Consider the following 17,044-nt stretch of genomic DNA (forward strand, 5'->3'; position numbering starts at 1 on the left):
CCCTTCCCCGTCGTTTGTCGCACTAAGGCCCGCCTTAAGCCTAGTTTCCAAAACAGACCACGGACCGTTACGCAATCCTCATGCGCATACTAAAATAAGGACATAGATGAGCAGAACGAAAGGATGATAAAAATGAAAAAATTATTTCGATCAACTACGGACAGCAAGCTAACCGGTCTCTGCGGAGGTATTGGACAATGGCTTGGCATCGATTCTACCATCGTAAGGATGCTGGTCGTCATTGCCGCATTTTTCAGCTTCGGAGCCGTCATATTGGCTTATTTCATCGCCACGCTGTTTGTACCAAAAGCGACGAGCAATGATTTCAGGTACGTCAACCACTACTAAACCTATACGGCAGTAGTCGATAGATAAGCTGGAGCTATAGATACTTATACTAAAAACAATTTGAGGAGAGATGACGGAATGGGAATTTTACAGCGTGTTGTCAGCATGACGAAAGCCGCGACGAATGAGGTGCTGGACAAGATAGAAAATCCGGTGACCATGCTTAATCAATATCTGAGAGATCTGGAAGAGGAAATTGCCAGCACCGAGCGTGAAGCTGCACGGCAGCAGGCACAGGGTCGTATTATGCAGGCAAAACTCCCCGAGCTGAAAGAGCAAGCGAATGACTATGAGAAAAAAGCGGAGCAAGCGGCGATCGAGGGACGAGAGCCTGAAGCCCGTACAGCGCTTGAGGCAAAGCTGCTTTATTTGGACCAAGCGGAAGAGACGCTGGGACTGCTGAAGCTCGCGGAGCAAGCTGCCATTGAGCTAGGGCTGCGTGCTGAGGCCCTGAAGGAAGAAAAAACGCGTCTTCAAACAAAACGTACGGAGCTAATCGCCCGTATGGAGCAGACATCCAAGGCATCCGGATATTCAGCGGCACCTTGGCATGAAAGCTCCGCCTCTAGAGGTTTTGACCGGATTGAACAGAAGCTAATGGAACGCGAAGCCCAGCTTGAGCTTGCCAAAGGACGGTACGGTTCAGATCCAAGCGTGCAAGGCCATGATCAGCAGCAGGAACTGCGAAATTCGCGGATCGATGATGAGCTGAAGCGGCTTCTGCAAAAAAAGACTGGCAGCAGCTAACCTTTATTTCAAAATAAGAAAGGGGCTTTCCCATGGGAAAGCCCCTTTTCTATCTGCTTGCTAAGCCTCTTCCATCCTAAGCTTCGCAAGCAGCGGCTGAAGCTCGGGATTAGCGGGCGGCTCCTTTAAATCAAGGCTTCGCAGCACGTCCACGGCGATGCGCAATACGGCATAATTGCGGTACCACCTGTTGTCGGAGGGTACAGCATACCAGGGCGCGGCCTTGCTGCATTTCTCGAACAGCTCCTCGTAAAGCTCGCTATACTGATTCCAAGCTTTCCGTTCCTTCAGGTCGGAAGGATCGAATTTCCAGTTTTTGCCCGTGTCCTCGATCCGGCTGATAAGCTTCTCGAGCTGAAACTCCTTCGAAATATGCAGGAAGATTTTGACCACCTTAACGCCGCTGTCCGTCAGCATCCTCTCAAAATGGTTGATATGCTTAAACCGCTGCTTCGCCAGCTCGTCAGACACCTTGCCATGGACTCTTGTAATAAGCACTTCCTCATAATAGGAACGGTTAAAGACCGCGATCTGTCCAAGGGCGGGTACAGCCCGGTGAGCTCTCCACAAAAAATCATGCTGAGCCTCCTCCTCCGACGGCGTCTTGAAGCTATGGGCGGATATGCCCTGCGGATGAAGTCCGGCAAACACTTTTTTGATGACTCCGTCCTTTCCGCTGCAATCCATCCCCTGAAAAATAAACAAAACCGCATGCTCTTTACTCGCAACGAGCTTCTCCTGCAGCGCTTCCAGCTCCTGCTCAAGCCCCTTTATTTCCTGCAAGACCTCTTCCTTATTGTGAAAGCGTCCCGTATCTTTTGGATCAATAGCTGACAAAGATACCTTTTTCTGCTCAGGCAGCTTGTAGCTTTTAGACATATCCTCACGCCCTTCCCATGTCTATTTACTTATTTGTATCCCTGACGCTCTTCGTCTAAACAAATAGCCCACGGCTATTTTGGCGCACCAAAGCGAGAAGCCGCAAAACAAGGCCGCCCATACGAAAGCCGGTGCGAATGTGGACTGGCTCAAGCTGGCTGCATCGCCGGCTGAAGCAGGGTCAGTAACAGCAAGGTAAAGCAAAATAAATGGACTAATGATAGATTCCACCAGGCAAATAAAAGCGATGAGTAAATAATATCCGCTTCGCAGCCAGCCTGGCGCGGCAAAATAAATAACGGCCGTTAATGCCGTAAAGCCGGCGCTCCATGCCATACCGTAGTTGTTCCGTACAAAAAGCGCGAGCGCAGCCGCTGCGGCAACCGCAATACAAGCTAAGCCGAAGCTCCCTTTCCCTCGCGCATGGAGATAGAAAAGCAGCAGTGCGAACAATGCGGAGCCCATATACCCGGCAAGCGCAATCGGAATCAGCATCCAGTTATCCGTATAGGAGGTATAGGTTATTCCGCTTTGGTCCGCGTACAAATAAATATGCATGACGCTGCCTTTAAGCAGCAAGGTTACTACTGCATGGGCAAGCTCATGGACCAATGTATTCACATTTTGAAAAAATGCCGAAAAAGGGATGAACCGCGTCAGAAAGGTAGTGACGATAATAATAAGCGCCATTCTTAGCCAAGAAAACATACTTTAGCCTCCAATCTCTTGTCACCATTGTACTCCTTCATACGCGGTAAAAAGATTTATTTTTCAAAAGCTGCTTAATTGGGTAAGAATAAACAATAATCGCGAAGAGGAGAGATACGATGGGACATTATATTGAGGTTGAGAGAAAAGTTAAACTCTACGTTGAGGATATCGGCTCCGGCATCCCAGTCATCTTCCTGCATGGCTGGCCGCTGAACAGCCGAATGTTTGAATATCAGTTCACGCTGCTGTCGGAGCAGGGATACCGCTGCATCGGCATTGACCAGCGCGGCTTCGGCAAATCCAGCGCTCCGGCAAGCGGCTACGACTATGACCGGCTTGCCGATGACGTGAAGGCGGTCATCGATTATTTTAGGCTGGAGCATGCCTTTCTTGTCGGTTTCTCCGTAGGCGGCGCCATAGCCGTCCGTTACATGGCGCGCCATGGCGGCTATGGCATCCAAAAGCTTGCGCTGCTCGGCGCAGCCGCCCCTTCCTTCACGCAGCGGGACGATTACGTGCTTGGGATGAAGCAGGAGGAAGCCGATAAGCAAATCGCCGCCGTCAAGAAAGACCGTCCGGAGATGCTGCGCGGCTTTGGCGAGCTTTTTCTCGCGAATACCGCTCAGCATCCGATATCCGAGCCGTTTAAGGATTGGCTTCAGCTGCTAGGCCTAGAAGCGTCTGCCTGGGGGACCGTCCGTACGTTCGAATCGCTGCGCGATGAAGATCTCCGAGCGGACTTACTGCAAATTAAAGCGAAAACGACGATTTTCCATGGCATGCTCGATAAGATCTGCCCGCCGGAATTCGCGAAGGAGATGCTGAACAGCATCGACGGCTCGACTCTCGTTACGTTCGAGCAAAGCGGCCACGGCATGCTTTATGATGAGCCGGTTAGATTTAATGAAGAGCTGCTGGAGTTTTTGAAGTAAACAAGCGGTAAACGGCTGACGCCATCTTCTGTGGCGAAAATCGTTATATAAGCAAATAAAGAGGAGCTGTTTTAATCGGCTCCTCTTTATTTGTTACGGCGCTGAAACATCAGCCAGCTCCTGGTAATATTTATTTAACAAATGGTGAAAGCGCTGAAAATCGCCCGACAGCACTTTTATTTTTCTTTTGAGCCTGGTTATCCGTTTTTGGTCCTGCTTCTCCAGCTGAAGCTGATCGATGTTTCTATCGAGTTTTTCTCTAAGCGTTATAATCAATCCGACAGAGACATGCGAACGCGCCATATCCAGCAAATCCGCCGCAAGCGCCTCGCCTAAATGATCCATCGTTTGTCCCGGTCTGTGTAACGATTTATGAATAGCGATCTGATCAGGCGTAGAATCCCCCCGGTAATCCTGGCCCGGCACCTGCTTCCAGAACGCCTGCCAATTCTCCAATTGGCCTACCTCGTATAATAAGTATTTATGAAATCCGCAGAGCCATGCGGTACAGCTCGTATTGCGAAGCTGGCATCCCACGCCATCCGATAGATGCCGGCAATCCCGGCAGCATGAGCCGCTGTTCGCAATGCAAACCTTGCAAATATGATCCGCTCCCCAGGCCTGCAAAGTCAGCATGCCGTTGTCAATCAGGGAAGACCGGCTCACACGTAAGGACGGTCTGCCTGCTTGGTCTACCTGTCCGTCTAGCGTAGAACCTTGCATAAGCACCCCTCCTTAATTATTTCAAACGCCAAAAGCCTATGCTTGTCTTATGTATAAGTTGAAGTATACCCCACCTCACTGCAATAGACAATTCAACTGTTCTGCCCATCAGCTGGTGCTTATCCAGACTAGATCAAGGCTAGTTCCAAATACAAAAAAGCCGGCCTCGAATCCGCTAAGATCCGAAGCCAGCTTTGTCTTTTCCCTATTTCGAATACGATTGATAACCCTTAAATTACCAAGCGTTTACGCCCAGCTTATCGATCGTTTCGCGGATAAAAGCAGGCTCATCCTCCGGCGTCCGGGACGTGACCAAATTGCGGTCAACAACAACCTCTTTATCGACGAAATTCCCGCCAGCTGCTTCAATATCCGAGGAAAGTCCCGGATACGCTGTCAGCGTTCTGCCCTTCAGCAGACCGGCCGCCTCCAAGATTTGCGGACCGTGGCATATCGCCGCAATCGTCGTGCCGGCCTGATCGGCCTTCTGGACGAAAGCTTGCACTGCCGCGTTATCCATCAGATGCGAGGGCGATTTGCCTCCCGGAATAATGACAGCGGCGTAATCATCCGCATTCGCTTCCTCAATGCCCATATGGGAGGTATATGAAATCGTTCCCTTCTTGCCTTTGAGCTCCTCGTTGCCGTTTAAGCTAATAATAACGGCCTCGTGGCCATTTTTCACCATTTCATCATAAGGGTTCTTCATCTCGGAATCTTCAAAATCATTGGCCAGCAGAAATGCTACCTTCTTTGCTTGCGTTATCATTTGCACACTCCTTTCCATATTCATACCATGTTGTACTATACCCTTTTTGACATGATTTGAAGCAAGGCCTTCCTCATAGCTTACCGTCATCCAGCGCATGCGGTTCAAAATATAGCTGAAGCCCGTCCAGCTTCCTGTCTTCCATATCCCAGGTTAAGCGGATGACATCTGCATAACCCGCATTGCGCGCAAGATTTTCCAGCGCGATGCAAGCTGCCTTCTCCTCGCTTGCCTTCCGCTGGGCACCGAACGATTGGCTTTCCTTCCAAAATTGCTGAATGAAGGAATAACGCGCAAGCACTTCGCGCTTATCTTCCTTTTCCCCGCTCCAAGGCAGCAGGCTGTAGCTAAGCAGAAGATCCATGTTCCGCTTCTCCGCAGCCTGGGCTTCGAGCTCGCCCGCGTTCAGCCGTCCAAGCACGGCGTCCGTAAACAGCTGCGACCGCCGATGGTTTGCTCCCGCGGTGATGTATTTCGCGCATTGGTAAAGCAGGCGGAAGCGTTCCTCCCCAAGCTCGCTATACACTTGCCTGAACCATTCGATGTCAAATGCGCCATCGTTGAAATCCTGCGGCGCAATCGGCGAATATTGCGCAACGATCGTCTCCTTCTCAGCCGAAAGCGATTCATTAATATGCGCATGGAAGAACCAGACTGCGCTCCGCAGGCCGCTCCAGCCTAGATAGCCGGATACGGGCTCAACCCACTGAGGCGCATACATCGCGGCCTCCAGCAGCCTTGTCTCTGAAATGCCGCTGTCCTGCAGCAGCTCCCGCAGCGCTGCTTCGTCCTCGTCCTTCCGGGGATGGCATACCTTAAGCAGATGGCTGAACGACTCCTTCCGGGTAATATCTTTGCCATAGCCGTAAAGATAGCCCCGAACGAAAGATTCCTTGTCCAGCCCTTTCAATATGGAAATAAAGTCGTTCATGCCCTCTAAATACTGAATGCTCGTCGCCAGATGGGTTACCTCGGAGGCCAAATCCCCGCGATCCAGCTCCAGCTCGAGTATACGCCGCATCACCGATTCTTTAACCGTATTCAACTGCGGATATTGTTTATTCAGCTTGCTTTTCGGGTTCGTCAGCTGTCTGATATGTCTGCTGCTATGCGGCCTTGCAACGAACTCCTTAAGCAGCCCATTCTCATCGATGATGCCCAAGCAGAATGCGCGGGCAAAATCCATCGTGTCCAGAAGCTGCTTCTCGAAGCCAAACATCTCATACAACGCATAAAAAGATCGGAATAATCGGGCGAAGGATGCATCGTCGGCGCTGCTTGCGCGAAGCTCCTTTCTCCAGAATTCCGTGAACAAATCAAGGAGCCTGCCCTCTTCCTTTACGCGCTCGGCCGGAAAGCAGCATTGGATCAAGCGAAGGAAATGGTCCGCTGCGTCAAACCGCTTTTTCCCGCGGCTTTCGCTCAGATAAGCGCTGACGATTTCATAAACCTGCATGCGGTAAGGAACGTTTTCAGTTAGCAGATACGTCTCGCGCAGCAGCTCCATCGGATACAGCTGATCAAGCAGCTCCTTGCGCCAGCCCTCGGCCGGCTCATAATCAGCTGCGTGCCAGCGCTCCTGCTCCCCGTAATAATACCGGTAAAGCGATTCCGCCGAGCGGAAGAAATGCAGCTGCTGCAGCTCAGACGGCCCAAAGCCGCTGTTCTCCAGATAGTCCGCCCATACGTGCGCGAGCGGATACCGATCTAGAACCGGCATGTCCTCATTCGGCTCCTTTCGCCATTGAAAGCTCGTCAGCTTGGCTCCAACAAGCAGCGTCACCTTTGCGCCTGAATGATCTGTCGTTTCGTATTCATGATCGCGATGAAGATGAACAAGCTCTGCCAAGCCCTTAATAAAGCCGCTGATTTGCTCAATCGTCAGGTTAAAATAACGTTTGCCCTCTTGCAGCGCAGACATCGGCAGCCGTTCATTTCTAGAGAGGTCCTCCTGGACACTTTCCGGATTAAACAAGCCGAGACCGTTGCTAATCGTATAGACCGTCTGCTGCTTCAGCTTCGCAATCAACAGCCGTTCCTTGTCGGAAGGCTCTTCGATTAAATCGACCTCATCCTTCATGGCGCTCGAGAGCTGGGCGAGCGCGGGCTCATCCTTCATTTCCGTCAGCAGCTCAAGCGCCGCCAGGCGCTGAAGCTCGTTTCGGCTTTGCAGCAGCAGGGCGAGCACGGCTTCGAGCCGATGAGCCGATTGCTTCAGCAGCAGACCGATCGCCCCTTGCCGAAGCGTGCCCGTCTTCAGCTTAAGCAGCGACGCCACTGTATCGATTTCATCATCGCTAAGCTCAAGCTTGGCCGCCTTTTGCAAAGCGAGCTCGCGGTTGGTCATGCTTTTATCCGATAAGCATGCCATCAGAAAGGAGCGCTGGGCGCTGCTGGACGGATCATTGATAAAAAATTTGAGCAGCTCGCCTCTCATATCTTGGCTAAGCCTATCCTTCAAAGCGAAAATCTCCGCCAGCCATTCCTGATCCATATCATAAGCGGTCAAATAGAGGAGCTTACGAATAATCATGTCCGCCGAGAAGGTATAGTCGACCCATTGAAACACCCTGGATCTTTCTTCGCTATCCTTCAAGGGCATGCCGCCCAGCATCGACATGAATTGCCCGAATTGCCGCCTCCGCACCGTTTTCTCCGCAAGCAGCACCGATTTTCTGAACACAAGCCGCGTGTATGTACCTTTCGGATCGCTTTCCCAGGTATAGGAGTAGTCGAAGGTATAGTTCATCACAACCCAATATTGCACTTCTCTATGCTGCTCGCCCAGCCAATCCTGGGCAATCAAGAATCGAATATCCTCGTTTTGCGACTGTGCCAGCATGTACTGCGCGACAATTTTCCGATCGTCCTCGTCGCTAGCCATAATGAGGCTGATTTGCTCATAAAGCTGCTTCTCCTCATGTACGGCCGTTGCCCACAGACTCAAATAAAGCTCATTGACGTCACTGCTCGCAAGCCCTTGCCGTAAAACAGCGGGATCCGCAAGGCACTGCGCGGCATAGGCCATATTTTGCCTTGCTGCCTTAGCATTCGAAGCTTCGAGACCGAGACCTGTCCAGACATCCAAAGCCCGAATAACGGAGCTGTAGCGAATGAGATCATGCTCGTTAACAATCTCCATCATATAGATCATGGCGTCGATTGTTCCCTCATCCATCGCTTCGACGATGCTTTGCCGCAAACCCTCCTGCAGCCTTGCTGCAGCAAGGAGCTCTCCCATCATGCGATAAGCCTCGCAGCTGTGACTGAGGAAAATGCCCGAAATCATGCTTCGGGACAATAAAGCCGTATTGTTATCGCCATATATTATTTCTTTTACCGCATGGATAACCGCTTCATTCCCGTCGTCGATTCCGTATGCAATGATATCGGCGATCGCCATGGCAGGAAATTGATGCTCATTTTCCGATATGTTGTTTGAATTCACCAAATAATCCGTCGCCGAAAAATCCCGTGCATGCAAATAAAATAAGGAAATCATTTTGGTTAGCAGCCGGTCCAGGTGCAAACGCTGCTCCTTCGTCCGGAAAGGCCTGCGCGCGTATCCGGTGCTGTAAGGATATTCTGTGGCATGCTCGGCTATATATCGAAATACACTAGCATACCCGTCATCCAGCAGCTCTTCAATTATGGCAACGAGCGGCTCAAACAGCGGCTGCTCCTCTTCCGAGGCCAAAACAAGCAGCTGCTCCTTGATCTCGGCATTGATTTCATTGTCATTGTATCCGCGCTCGCTTAATTGGATAAGTAAAAACGCCAATCGCTGATGCGAATCGGAAAGCGAAATGACAGCCGCTTTATCCTTCATGTCTTGAAAATACAGCTTTTGTTCCGCTCTCTCCATTTTCACTGCCTCCTTAGCATGGTACTGCCATTTACGGATACGTAATCTATAATCAAACGACCTCAGTGTCTGCAGAGGCTCCGATAGCTGCCACGCCAAACGGTCGAGATATTTTTTCTCTTACTTAAGCTTTTAACCGTTATGATCATATTTAACACAGCTGAAACTCCCGTTTAGGAAATATTTTTATACGCACATCGCACCCTATTAAGGAAATTCGTTTCCAAGCGGGTGATCCAAGTTAATTGCAAGCCATCATCGTTGTAAAAAAGAAGCTGCCGGGAGGCGTTTTTTCAACACCTGCCACAGCAGCTTCTATATCAAACATGCGTATAGATAGATTAATAGGTTACATATGCAATCCTTTTGTGGTAAAATATTCCACATAAACAGAATTGAACCTTCGCTCTATTCTGTTTTTCTTGTTATACGTTAGGGATTGCCGTATGGCCACTATAATCAAAAGGATGGGATTACAATGAGTGAAGATACCCAGGTTGGATTTTGGTCAAAACTTAAAAAGCATACCCGCTTAAAAGCAGTTTACAGTGCGTTGTTCCTGTTTGCTCTTTTTCCAACGATTTATGGAAGTGATTGGCCTGAGAGATTTTGGTGCTAAAAACCAGCACGAAGTTCGCTATTATTGCTTTAACTCATTCACTAGAATAAATCTGCATGGACGGCAACGGGAAACGTTAGCCTAATAAAACAGCGTCAGCCTCGGACTCTATTTCCTTGTCCAAGGCTGACGCTGTTTCTTTGAGCAGGCTCATTCTAAAACGTTATTTTCAACGAACAGCCTATCATATACCTGCCGCTTCTAGCGTGAAAAACCAGCCGGAATCCGCTCAAGCAGGCGATCCCCGTAAATACGGTCCATTCCGAGCTCTGGCATATGAATATAGCCGATGTAGCAGCCGCATTTTTTCATCCCGCATGGACGCTCTTCGGCAAGCCCCTCCAGACCATCGCGATAGAGATGGCCGATCACCTTGCGGTCGCTGTAGCAGCGCTTGACGATGCCGGCCCCCTGCACGTAAAAAACATTCGAGCCTGCGCCGCAGCGCTTGCCGAGGCTGGCGTAATCCGGAACATTTAGCTGAAAATAAGGATCAATCCGGGTTAAATAGCTGATCTCGTCATCCTTGTAATAGGCTTTGCGGTCTTTAAAGGCATTCACCCAAAGGTACACATCCTCCGGAAGCAGACTCCTTAGTCTCGCAATCGCGTCAAAAGCGCTGCGGATGCCGACCGAGCCAACGCTAAACGCAATTCCCTGCTCATAGAGCTTCATGCACTGGCTCAGAAATTGTGCCTCGCTCGTTTGCCCTGGATGATAGGTCACCCAAAAGGCGGCCTTGTCCTTTGCCAGCTGCCGCGTCCAATCCAGCTTCGCGGATAAATTCGTTTGCACGGCAACTTTCTGCACATGCGCAAGCCCGGACAGCTCAATCATCGCATCACGATACCACTTGTGCACGAGCGCCTCCCCGTACGGATTGAAAAAAACCGACAGCTGGTGCCCGGCGGCTCCCTGCTCGCGAACCCAGCTCATAAAGGCGAGCAGCTGCTGCTTATCCTTCTCGAGCGTCTCTTTGCTGTCCTTCGTTTTGCTGAAGGGACAATAGGGACAGTCGTAATTGCATGATGACAGCGCTCCGCGGTAATAAAGCACCGCCTTCATCGAATGATATATCCATTCATCAGATCTCTGACATCGCCCGATATAAATTCGTCCCCGATCGCATCGGAATAAGCCATGCCCCTTGTCGTCAGCCGAAGGACGCCGGACGCAAGCTCGGCTAATTCAATGCTCAGCAGCTCCCGCAATTCGGAATGCTCCTCTATCGGATTGCTCCCGAACCGTTCTTCGTACGCCGAAAGCGCCAAGCCTTCGCGGTGCAGCAGCGCCTTCAGAATGAAACGGCGTTTTTGCTCGGCTTCGCTGAGCCTAAAGCCGTAGTCCGCCGCAGCGTGGCTACCGGCTGCTACGTAGTCCTCGATAATGCTCCTTGTCGCCGCGGCGCTCACGCCGTATCGCGAAGCGTAGTGCATCTCGCGCGTATACGAGCGCGCGCCGCAGCCAAGGCCGGCCATCCCTTCCTCCTGGCAGCTGAAGGGAAGCACGTTTTTGTGGGCAAAGGACGTATCCTTCGCAAAACGCCGCATCGAAAACTGCCTGTAGCCAGCCTCCTCAAGCCGCTGACGCGCGATATGGTACAGCTCCAGGCGAATGTCCGTCCCGGCGCTTCGGATTTGCTCCGGTTTTAGAATCGTATTCTCCCGCGTGTAAAGCGGATAGATGAAAATTTCACCCGGCCCGTAGCTGATCGCCTTCTCCAGCGAATACAGCCATGTACCGGCGGTTTGCCCCGGCAAGCCGTAGATTAGATCGATATTGATGAGCGGAAATTGATAGGCCATCAGCTTCTCCAGCGCGTCCTCCGCTAGACGCGGCTTCTGCGGACGGTATATGGCAGCAGCTTCGTCCTCGACGAAGCTTTGAATGCCCATGCTGACTCGGTCGACCAGCCGCTCCTTAAGCACCCGCATCCGATCCTCCGTTACGGTTTCCGGCGATGTTTCCACCGAGATCGAGGCTAACATGGGATCAAGTCCCATCGTATGCTCCGCGATATCAAACAGACGGTTCAGCTGCGATGCCTCCAGAAGCGTAGGCGTACCGCCTCCAATCGCAAACCGCGAAAACGTCCGGTCTTTGAACCAAGGCGCCCATTCCTCCGCCTGCCGCTGGAGCGCATCGACATATTGCGCATGCACATCGGCACGGCGGTCCGGAAGCGTGAACAGGTTGCAAAAGCCGCAGCGGGCTCCGCAAAACGGAATGTGCATATACAAAAAGTAGTAATCGGTTTGATCCCGCTCCCACAGCTCCTTCAAAGATTGCGCAGGCTGTAAATCCCGATAAGCCGTCTTATGCGGGTAGGAATACAAATAAGAACGGTATGGAGCTTCCGTCCAGCGCTGCTCCAGCTCATGCAGCCCGGGAGAAGATCGTAACGATGATGATTGCAGCAAGCCGGTTCCCCTCCTTATTCCAAAATAAACTCGCGGTACGGCACATTCCATACCACCTCATGCGCAAGCCGGTGTCCTTCATAGCCGTCCTCGCCATAGGCCGTCCCATGGTCAGAAAACGCCAGGCATAACGTTTTGCCCCTGCGCCGCATCGCTTCAAACAAAACGCCCAGCTGGCTGTCAACATATCGCAAAGCCGCCCGCTGCGTCTCCACGGAATCCTGCTTTGCCCCAGGGACAAAATAATGATTGGGTCCGTGCATGGCTGAAATATTCATAAACAAAAATAGTCTTTCGGCCGGATCGGCCTTCTCCAGCAGCTTCAGCGCGTGATTCACCTGATGCTCGGCCGAACGGGGATTGGTTACGCCAAAGGTCATCCGCCAGTAGCTTTCTTGAAAATAACTAGGCAAAACCTTAGCCAGCTTATTTTTTTTCGTAAAAAAAATGACGCCTCCGATGCAGATCGTCCGGTAACCCGCCTCCTGCAAGCCGGATATGAGATCCGGGGCATCAAATAACCAAGTATGCGGGTGCGTTTTGAGTCCCGTGTTTTTCGTATGAAACAGCCTTACATGAGAAGCTTTGTCGGTGGTTGCAGGCGTAGGGAGAAAGCCGCCAAAAAAGGCGTGATGGGCTGCATAGGTAAAGCTGCCCGGCGTATGCCGCTTCTCCCACCCTCCGTCCGCACAGAGATTCGGACAATTCTCCTCCTCAAGCTTTGCCGCGTCATAGCGCAGCGTATCAAGCGTGATCATCAAAATATCGTGGGTACCCACGATTTGGTTCATATCCAGCATACCTGCTTAATCCTTTCTCAGAAGCTGCCGCATCTGCCACTCGTAGGTGTTCATCCCCTCATGCTCGGCGCCATACAGCAAATCGCCGAAAGGATTGATGTCTATCGCGTAGGTCGCGCCGCTTCCTCTTTGAACGAGTACGTCGACCCCTGCGGAAGAGCTGCCTGGAAATGCGCGGAGCGCGTCTTCGGCTGTCTGCTTCACCGCCTGCTTCACCGCAACGGAGAGAAGCCGGTCGACATCCATGCTCCGTTCGTTGCGGAGATGCAAATTGGTGATAGGCGTACTGCTTAACCGCAGCACGGTGTGGCAGGCTTCCCCGTTGACAACGAGCTGCCGCACGTCAAATGACTTGCTCTCGAAGCTTTCCTTCTCGATCCAGCGCTCGATATGCGCGCCTTCTCGGCAAACCCAATCGATGATTCGCCGGATATCCGCAGACTCCCGGTAACGCCGCAGCAGCCCCGCGTTATAAAAGCTGGTGCCGCCAGCGCTTTCTTCCATGCCGATCGTTGTTATGGCAAGCTCTTCGCCGCTGCGCGGATTCATCTGATAAGCGATAACGCCTGCGGCTCCCGAGCCGCAGGCGAGTTTGATGAACAGACGCTTCATGCCGCTTGCTTTAATGGCGGCTTGGAGCCCTTCGTAGCTTTTTATAGACCCGACAGGCGCAGGCAATGCCGGCAGCTGCAGGCCGCGGCGCTCAAGCAGCTGCCAGCAGGTTCTTTTGTCGAACATTGCAGCGATGCTACCCGGTGAATTCACCCAGGAAACGGAAACGCCGGAGTCCTTTACTTCCCGCTGCATCGCCGCTAGAAAGCGGCAATACCCTCGGTACCATTGGGCCGGATAAAATAACCGTCCATGGTCAGACGGCAGCAGGAGCGCCTCCGCCGAGGAAATCGAAATGCTGTGCGGCAAAGAGCCAGCCGACCAAAACACATCGTCGCCGCTTCGGTCAGGCGCTCCCCATGCGATGAGCTCCCGCTCCACAGCCGGATTCTCGCCAGGCGCGTCAAACCGGAGGATCACTCCCCCCTGCCTGGCATGCTTTCTCAGTGCATCACCTATGTAATACGTGCGATTGAGCAGCTGTTCATAAGAAAGCACGACAGCCGGCGCAAACCCCAGCTTTCTCCTTGCAGCTTGCAGCGACATTGTCCGTTTATTGGATGGATTTCCGACGACTAGATAAGGCTTCTCGAAATCAGCCATTATTCCGTAAGGAATGGATAGCGCCAGTCGTCTTCATCCGTTTCCTGCTGGTCTGTCACATCTACGGACAAGCCTGATTGCTGCCAGCGGAGCAGCAGCTCGTCGGACATAAAATGATAGCTTAGATTAATATGCTTCAGGCCGCGGATCCGTGTGCTTGCCAGCAGCGCTTCTCCGCCTTCATCGGTCAATGTGCCATATGACAAATCAAGCGTATCGAGTTGGTCCAAAATCGGTGCATCGGCAATCGCGATCGCGATCTCGTCTTGAATCTCGCTGTCCTTCAAGCCCAAATATTTGAGCTTCGGAAACAAACCGCCTTGAAGCAGCGGAAGAATATCCTCTATGCCGCCGTCAAAGCCGTAATCCTCAACGCCCAAATAAAGCTCCAGCTTCCTCAGCTCAGGCAGCTTCGCGCTCGTTATTTCCTCCAGCACGGATCTCGGCAAGCCGCCGCAAATGACGACCAGCTCCTCCAGCTTCTCATGAACGAGAGGCTGCAGGCTCAGCTCCTGGCTCCCTTTGATGGATAGGGATTTCAAATTTGGAAAAGCTTCAAGCAGCGGCGAGAGGTTCGTCTGGTTAATCCAAGACACCTCGCATTCTTCAAAGCCCATATCGCCAATAAATATTTTCGTTAAGTTAGGAAAAGAATCCTTATGACTAATCAACGTTTCCAGAAAGCTATCCGGAGAATTTTCATACGCCTGACCCCAATCGCCAATCGTTAGTATAGACAGCTTCTCGCCATCCGGGCTCGATGCCAGTTTTTCGATCAAGCTGGACATCCTTACCCCTTCTTCATACTCGTCATAACCTACCGATAAGCGAATTTCAATCAAGTGTATCCCTCCAATTGTTTCCATATAAAGGTAGCGTAACATGGCATTTTTCAGTGCGTCAATGGTCCCATAGTCACATCTGTTCATGCACATGGCAAAAAGGCCAAACGGCCCCTTTTGCGGAGCCGTCGGCCTTTAAGCCGGATAATGGCATGCTGCCCAGTGTTCTTGATCGATAAGTTTCAGCTCTGGCTCCTCGGTCTTGCAAAGTGCGGTCGCTGCGGGGCAGCGCGTATGAAAGCGGCAGCCGGAAGGCGGACTGGCGGGGGATGGAATTTCACCGCTGATGGCTTGAAACTCCCGCTTGCGGTTGGGATCGGGCCAAGGAATCGAGGCAATCAGCGCTTTCGTATAATGATGCGCCGGGTGAGTAAACAATTCCTCGCTGTCCGCTATCTCGACAAGCTGGCCTAAATACATGACGCCGATTCGATTCGAAATATGTCTAACGACATGAAGCCCGTGCGCGATAAATAAATAAGTCAGCCCGAGATTTTGCTGCAGATCCTGCATCAAGTTTACGATTTGAGCTTGCACCGACACATCAAGCGCAGACACGGCTTCATCGGCAAGGACAAAGGAAGGCCGCAGCGCAATGGCTCTCGCTATGCCAATGCGCTGCCGTTGACCGCCAGAGAACTCATGCGGATAGCGCTCATGCCAGGACGGATTTAGTCCAACCACATGCAGCAGCTCTTCAATTCTTGATTTTTTTTCCGCTGCGCTCAGCGAGGTATGGATCGACAGCGGCTCCCCGATGATATCGCCTACTCGCCAGCGCGGGTTCATGGAGCCATAGGGATCCTGAAAGATCATCTGCATGTCCTTGCGTACGTCATGCAGCTGCGAAGGCCTCATCTCCGTTAGGCTCTGCCCTGCGAATTTCACCTTCCCGGAAGTCGCTTTCTCCAGCTGCATAATGACACGGCCGAGCGTCGACTTGCCGCTGCCGGATTCCCCGACGAGACCAAAGGTCTCCCCCTTCCGGATCTGAAAGGAGACATTATCTACGGCACGAATGACGGAGGAATGCCGGGTCAGCAAGCTTTTTCCGAGCGGATAGTATTTTCGCAGGCCTTCAATCTCAAATATATTTTCTGCGGAGGCTGGTTCCACCCCGCGGCTGACTGGAACGGCTTCCTGAGCTGCCCATACCTCGCTGGTCTGCTTAGCTTGAGTCAAATCCCACGCCTCAGCCAGCTCATTCGCGTACCAGCAGGCCGCCTGCCGATCATTCACATCCAATAAAGGAGGGCTTTCCTTCGCGCATTTCTCCGTGGCATGGGAACAGCGCGGATGAAATCGGCAGCCGGCAGGCAGCTCGAATAAATTCGGAATGCTCCCTTCGATCGAGTAAAGCCTGCTGCCTCTCTCGCTATCGAGCGTCGTCACGGAACGGAGGAGCCCCTGCGTGTAAGGATGATGCGGCCGCTCAAACAGCTGGGCCGCTGTCGCTTGCTCGACCACTTCGCCGGCATACATGACGATGATGCGGTCGGCCATCTCCGCGGCAATGCCCATATCATGCGTAATAAGCAGAATAGACATATTGAATTCAGCTTTTAGCTCCTGCAGCAGCTGCAGGATTTGTGCTTGTATCGTCATATCTAAAGCCGTTGTCGGCTCATCTGCAATCAGCAGCTCCGGCCCGCAGGCCAGCGCCATCGCAATCATCGCCCGCTGCAGCATTCCGCCGGACAGCTCGCTTGGATATTGCTTCATTCGCAGATCGGGCTCGGGAATGCCAACGCGTTCGAGCAAATACACGGCCCGCTCCCGCGCTTTCTCCCGGCTGCTCATTTTATGCCCGAGCATGACTTCGATCATTTGACTTCCGATCGTGAAAACCGGATCAAAAGCAGACATCGGCTCCTGAAAGATCATCGCCATTTTCTTGCCGCGCAGCGTACGCATATTTTTTTGAGGAGCGCGCACAAGATCGATGCCGCCCAGCTTCATCTCGCCGCTTGCGATTATGCCATTCTCATAATCGATTAAACGCATGACGGATTTCGAGGTAATCGTCTTGCCGCTGCCGGATTCTCCGACGAGGCATACCGTCTCGCCCGGCTTCATGCTCAAGGAAACATCCGAAATAGCAGTCAACCAGCCTTTTGGAGTGGCAAACTTGACGGTTAAATGCTCGATTTCAAGCAGTGCTTTCAAATCAATGC

The 17,044-nt window shown here is 52.0% G+C and carries 15 protein-coding genes; 4 read left to right on the forward strand and 11 right to left on the reverse strand.

Annotated features, from left to right (window positions below; all coding sequences use genetic code 11):
* The first annotated feature begins 132 nt into the window (after positions 1-132).
* Both MRBLPE1_RS30920 and MRBLPE1_RS30925 read left to right on the forward strand, forming a co-directional pair.
* Complete coding sequence (locus tag MRBLPE1_RS30920) at positions 133-348, forward strand: PspC domain-containing protein (RefSeq protein WP_364153746.1); 216 nt, start codon at positions 133-135, stop codon at positions 346-348.
* A gap of 78 nt (positions 349-426) precedes the next feature.
* The gene (locus MRBLPE1_RS30925; RefSeq protein ID WP_364153749.1) at positions 427-1,095 is read left to right on the forward strand and encodes a PspA/IM30 family protein; all 669 of its coding nucleotides are present in this window, start codon (positions 427-429) and stop codon (positions 1,093-1,095) included.
* A 60-nt stretch (positions 1,096-1,155) separates the two neighbouring features.
* Here the strand turns inward: MRBLPE1_RS30925 and MRBLPE1_RS30930 are convergent, their stop codons facing one another.
* Both MRBLPE1_RS30930 and MRBLPE1_RS30935 read right to left on the reverse strand, forming a co-directional pair.
* Complete coding sequence (locus MRBLPE1_RS30930; protein WP_364153751.1) at positions 1,156-1,974, reverse strand: PPK2 family polyphosphate kinase; 819 nt, start codon at positions 1,972-1,974, stop codon at positions 1,156-1,158.
* A gap of 21 nt (positions 1,975-1,995) precedes the next feature.
* Positions 1,996-2,682 carry a M50 family metallopeptidase gene (locus tag MRBLPE1_RS30935; RefSeq protein ID WP_364153754.1) on the reverse strand — a complete coding sequence of 229 codons (687 nt, stop codon included), beginning with the start codon at positions 2,680-2,682 and terminating at the stop codon, positions 1,996-1,998.
* Between the two features lie 119 nt (positions 2,683-2,801).
* On the opposite strand from MRBLPE1_RS30935, the gene MRBLPE1_RS30940 reads away from it, so the two are divergent.
* Positions 2,802-3,617 (forward strand): alpha/beta fold hydrolase, encoded by an 816-nt coding sequence (locus tag MRBLPE1_RS30940; protein WP_364153756.1) that lies wholly within the window; start codon positions 2,802-2,804, stop codon positions 3,615-3,617.
* A 93-nt stretch (positions 3,618-3,710) separates the two neighbouring features.
* Here the strand turns inward: MRBLPE1_RS30940 and MRBLPE1_RS30945 are convergent, their stop codons facing one another.
* The 3 genes from MRBLPE1_RS30945 to MRBLPE1_RS30955 form a co-directional block, all read right to left on the reverse strand.
* Positions 3,711-4,340, reverse strand: a complete 630-nt coding sequence (locus MRBLPE1_RS30945) for a hypothetical protein (protein WP_364153759.1) — start codon at positions 4,338-4,340, stop codon at positions 3,711-3,713.
* Between the two features lie 235 nt (positions 4,341-4,575).
* On the reverse strand, positions 4,576-5,109 hold the full coding sequence (locus MRBLPE1_RS30950) for a type 1 glutamine amidotransferase domain-containing protein (protein ID WP_364153762.1): 534 nt from the start codon (positions 5,107-5,109) through the stop codon (positions 4,576-4,578).
* Positions 5,110-5,182: 73 nt separating this feature from the next.
* Positions 5,183-8,974, reverse strand: coding sequence for a DUF5724 domain-containing protein (locus MRBLPE1_RS30955; RefSeq protein WP_364153765.1), 3,792 nt, complete (start codon positions 8,972-8,974; stop codon positions 5,183-5,185).
* 478 nt (positions 8,975-9,452) lie between these two features.
* Here MRBLPE1_RS30955 and MRBLPE1_RS30960 point away from each other — a divergent pair, with 478 nt between their 5' ends.
* The gene (locus tag MRBLPE1_RS30960) at positions 9,453-9,593 is read left to right on the forward strand and encodes a hypothetical protein (RefSeq protein WP_364153768.1); all 141 of its coding nucleotides are present in this window, start codon (positions 9,453-9,455) and stop codon (positions 9,591-9,593) included.
* Positions 9,594-9,794: 201 nt separating this feature from the next.
* Here the strand turns inward: MRBLPE1_RS30960 and MRBLPE1_RS30965 are convergent, their stop codons facing one another.
* From MRBLPE1_RS30965 to MRBLPE1_RS30990, 6 genes are all read right to left on the reverse strand, one after another.
* Positions 9,795-10,658 carry an STM4011 family radical SAM protein gene (locus MRBLPE1_RS30965; protein ID WP_364153770.1) on the reverse strand — a complete coding sequence of 288 codons (864 nt, stop codon included), beginning with the start codon at positions 10,656-10,658 and terminating at the stop codon, positions 9,795-9,797.
* On the reverse strand, positions 10,655-12,010 hold the full coding sequence (locus MRBLPE1_RS30970) for an STM4012 family radical SAM protein (protein ID WP_414698950.1): 1,356 nt from the start codon (positions 12,008-12,010) through the stop codon (positions 10,655-10,657). The genes MRBLPE1_RS30965 and MRBLPE1_RS30970 overlap by 4 nt, the downstream gene beginning before the upstream one ends.
* 17 nt (positions 12,011-12,027) lie before the next feature.
* Positions 12,028-12,813 carry an STM4013/SEN3800 family hydrolase gene (locus MRBLPE1_RS30975; protein WP_364153773.1) on the reverse strand — a complete coding sequence of 262 codons (786 nt, stop codon included), beginning with the start codon at positions 12,811-12,813 and terminating at the stop codon, positions 12,028-12,030.
* Between the two features lie 6 nt (positions 12,814-12,819).
* Positions 12,820-14,028 carry an STM4014 family protein gene (locus tag MRBLPE1_RS30980; RefSeq protein ID WP_364153776.1) on the reverse strand — a complete coding sequence of 403 codons (1,209 nt, stop codon included), beginning with the start codon at positions 14,026-14,028 and terminating at the stop codon, positions 12,820-12,822.
* Positions 14,028-14,867: an STM4015 family protein gene (locus MRBLPE1_RS30985; protein ID WP_364154256.1), complete on the reverse strand. Its 840-nt coding sequence runs from the start codon at positions 14,865-14,867 to the stop codon at positions 14,028-14,030. The genes MRBLPE1_RS30980 and MRBLPE1_RS30985 overlap by 1 nt, the downstream gene beginning before the upstream one ends.
* 138 nt (positions 14,868-15,005) lie before the next feature.
* On the reverse strand, positions 15,006-17,036 hold the full coding sequence (locus MRBLPE1_RS30990; protein ID WP_364153779.1) for an ABC transporter ATP-binding protein: 2,031 nt from the start codon (positions 17,034-17,036) through the stop codon (positions 15,006-15,008).
* Positions 17,037-17,044 lie beyond the last annotated feature (8 nt).

Source organism: Paenibacillus sp. LPE1-1-1.1 (genome assembly GCF_040676435.1).
In the GTDB taxonomy this organism is placed as follows: Bacteria; Bacillota; Bacilli; order Paenibacillales; family Paenibacillaceae; genus Pristimantibacillus.

Excerpts from the sequence above, each read along its gene's own strand:
- MRBLPE1_RS30920 (WP_364153746.1), top strand. The coding sequence starts at position 133 with ATGAAAAAATTATTTCGATCAACTACGGACAGCAAGCTAACCGGTCTC.
- MRBLPE1_RS30925 (WP_364153749.1), top strand. The coding sequence starts at position 427 with ATGGGAATTTTACAGCGTGTTGTCAGCATGACGAAAGCCGCGACGAAT.
- MRBLPE1_RS30930 (WP_364153751.1), bottom strand. The coding sequence starts at position 1,974 with ATGTCTAAAAGCTACAAGCTGCCTGAGCAGAAAAAGGTATCTTTGTCA.
- MRBLPE1_RS30935 (WP_364153754.1), bottom strand. The coding sequence starts at position 2,682 with ATGTTTTCTTGGCTAAGAATGGCGCTTATTATTATCGTCACTACCTTT.
- MRBLPE1_RS30940 (WP_364153756.1), top strand. The coding sequence starts at position 2,802 with ATGGGACATTATATTGAGGTTGAGAGAAAAGTTAAACTCTACGTTGAG.
- MRBLPE1_RS30945 (WP_364153759.1), bottom strand. The coding sequence starts at position 4,340 with ATGCAAGGTTCTACGCTAGACGGACAGGTAGACCAAGCAGGCAGACCG.
- MRBLPE1_RS30950 (WP_364153762.1), bottom strand. The coding sequence starts at position 5,109 with ATGATAACGCAAGCAAAGAAGGTAGCATTTCTGCTGGCCAATGATTTT.
- MRBLPE1_RS30955 (WP_364153765.1), bottom strand. The coding sequence starts at position 8,974 with ATGGAGAGAGCGGAACAAAAGCTGTATTTTCAAGACATGAAGGATAAA.
- MRBLPE1_RS30960 (WP_364153768.1), top strand. The coding sequence starts at position 9,453 with ATGAGTGAAGATACCCAGGTTGGATTTTGGTCAAAACTTAAAAAGCAT.
- MRBLPE1_RS30965 (WP_364153770.1), bottom strand. The coding sequence starts at position 10,658 with ATGAAGGCGGTGCTTTATTACCGCGGAGCGCTGTCATCATGCAATTAC.
- MRBLPE1_RS30975 (WP_364153773.1), bottom strand. The coding sequence starts at position 12,813 with ATGCTGGATATGAACCAAATCGTGGGTACCCACGATATTTTGATGATC.
- MRBLPE1_RS30980 (WP_364153776.1), bottom strand. The coding sequence starts at position 14,028 with ATGGCTGATTTCGAGAAGCCTTATCTAGTCGTCGGAAATCCATCCAAT.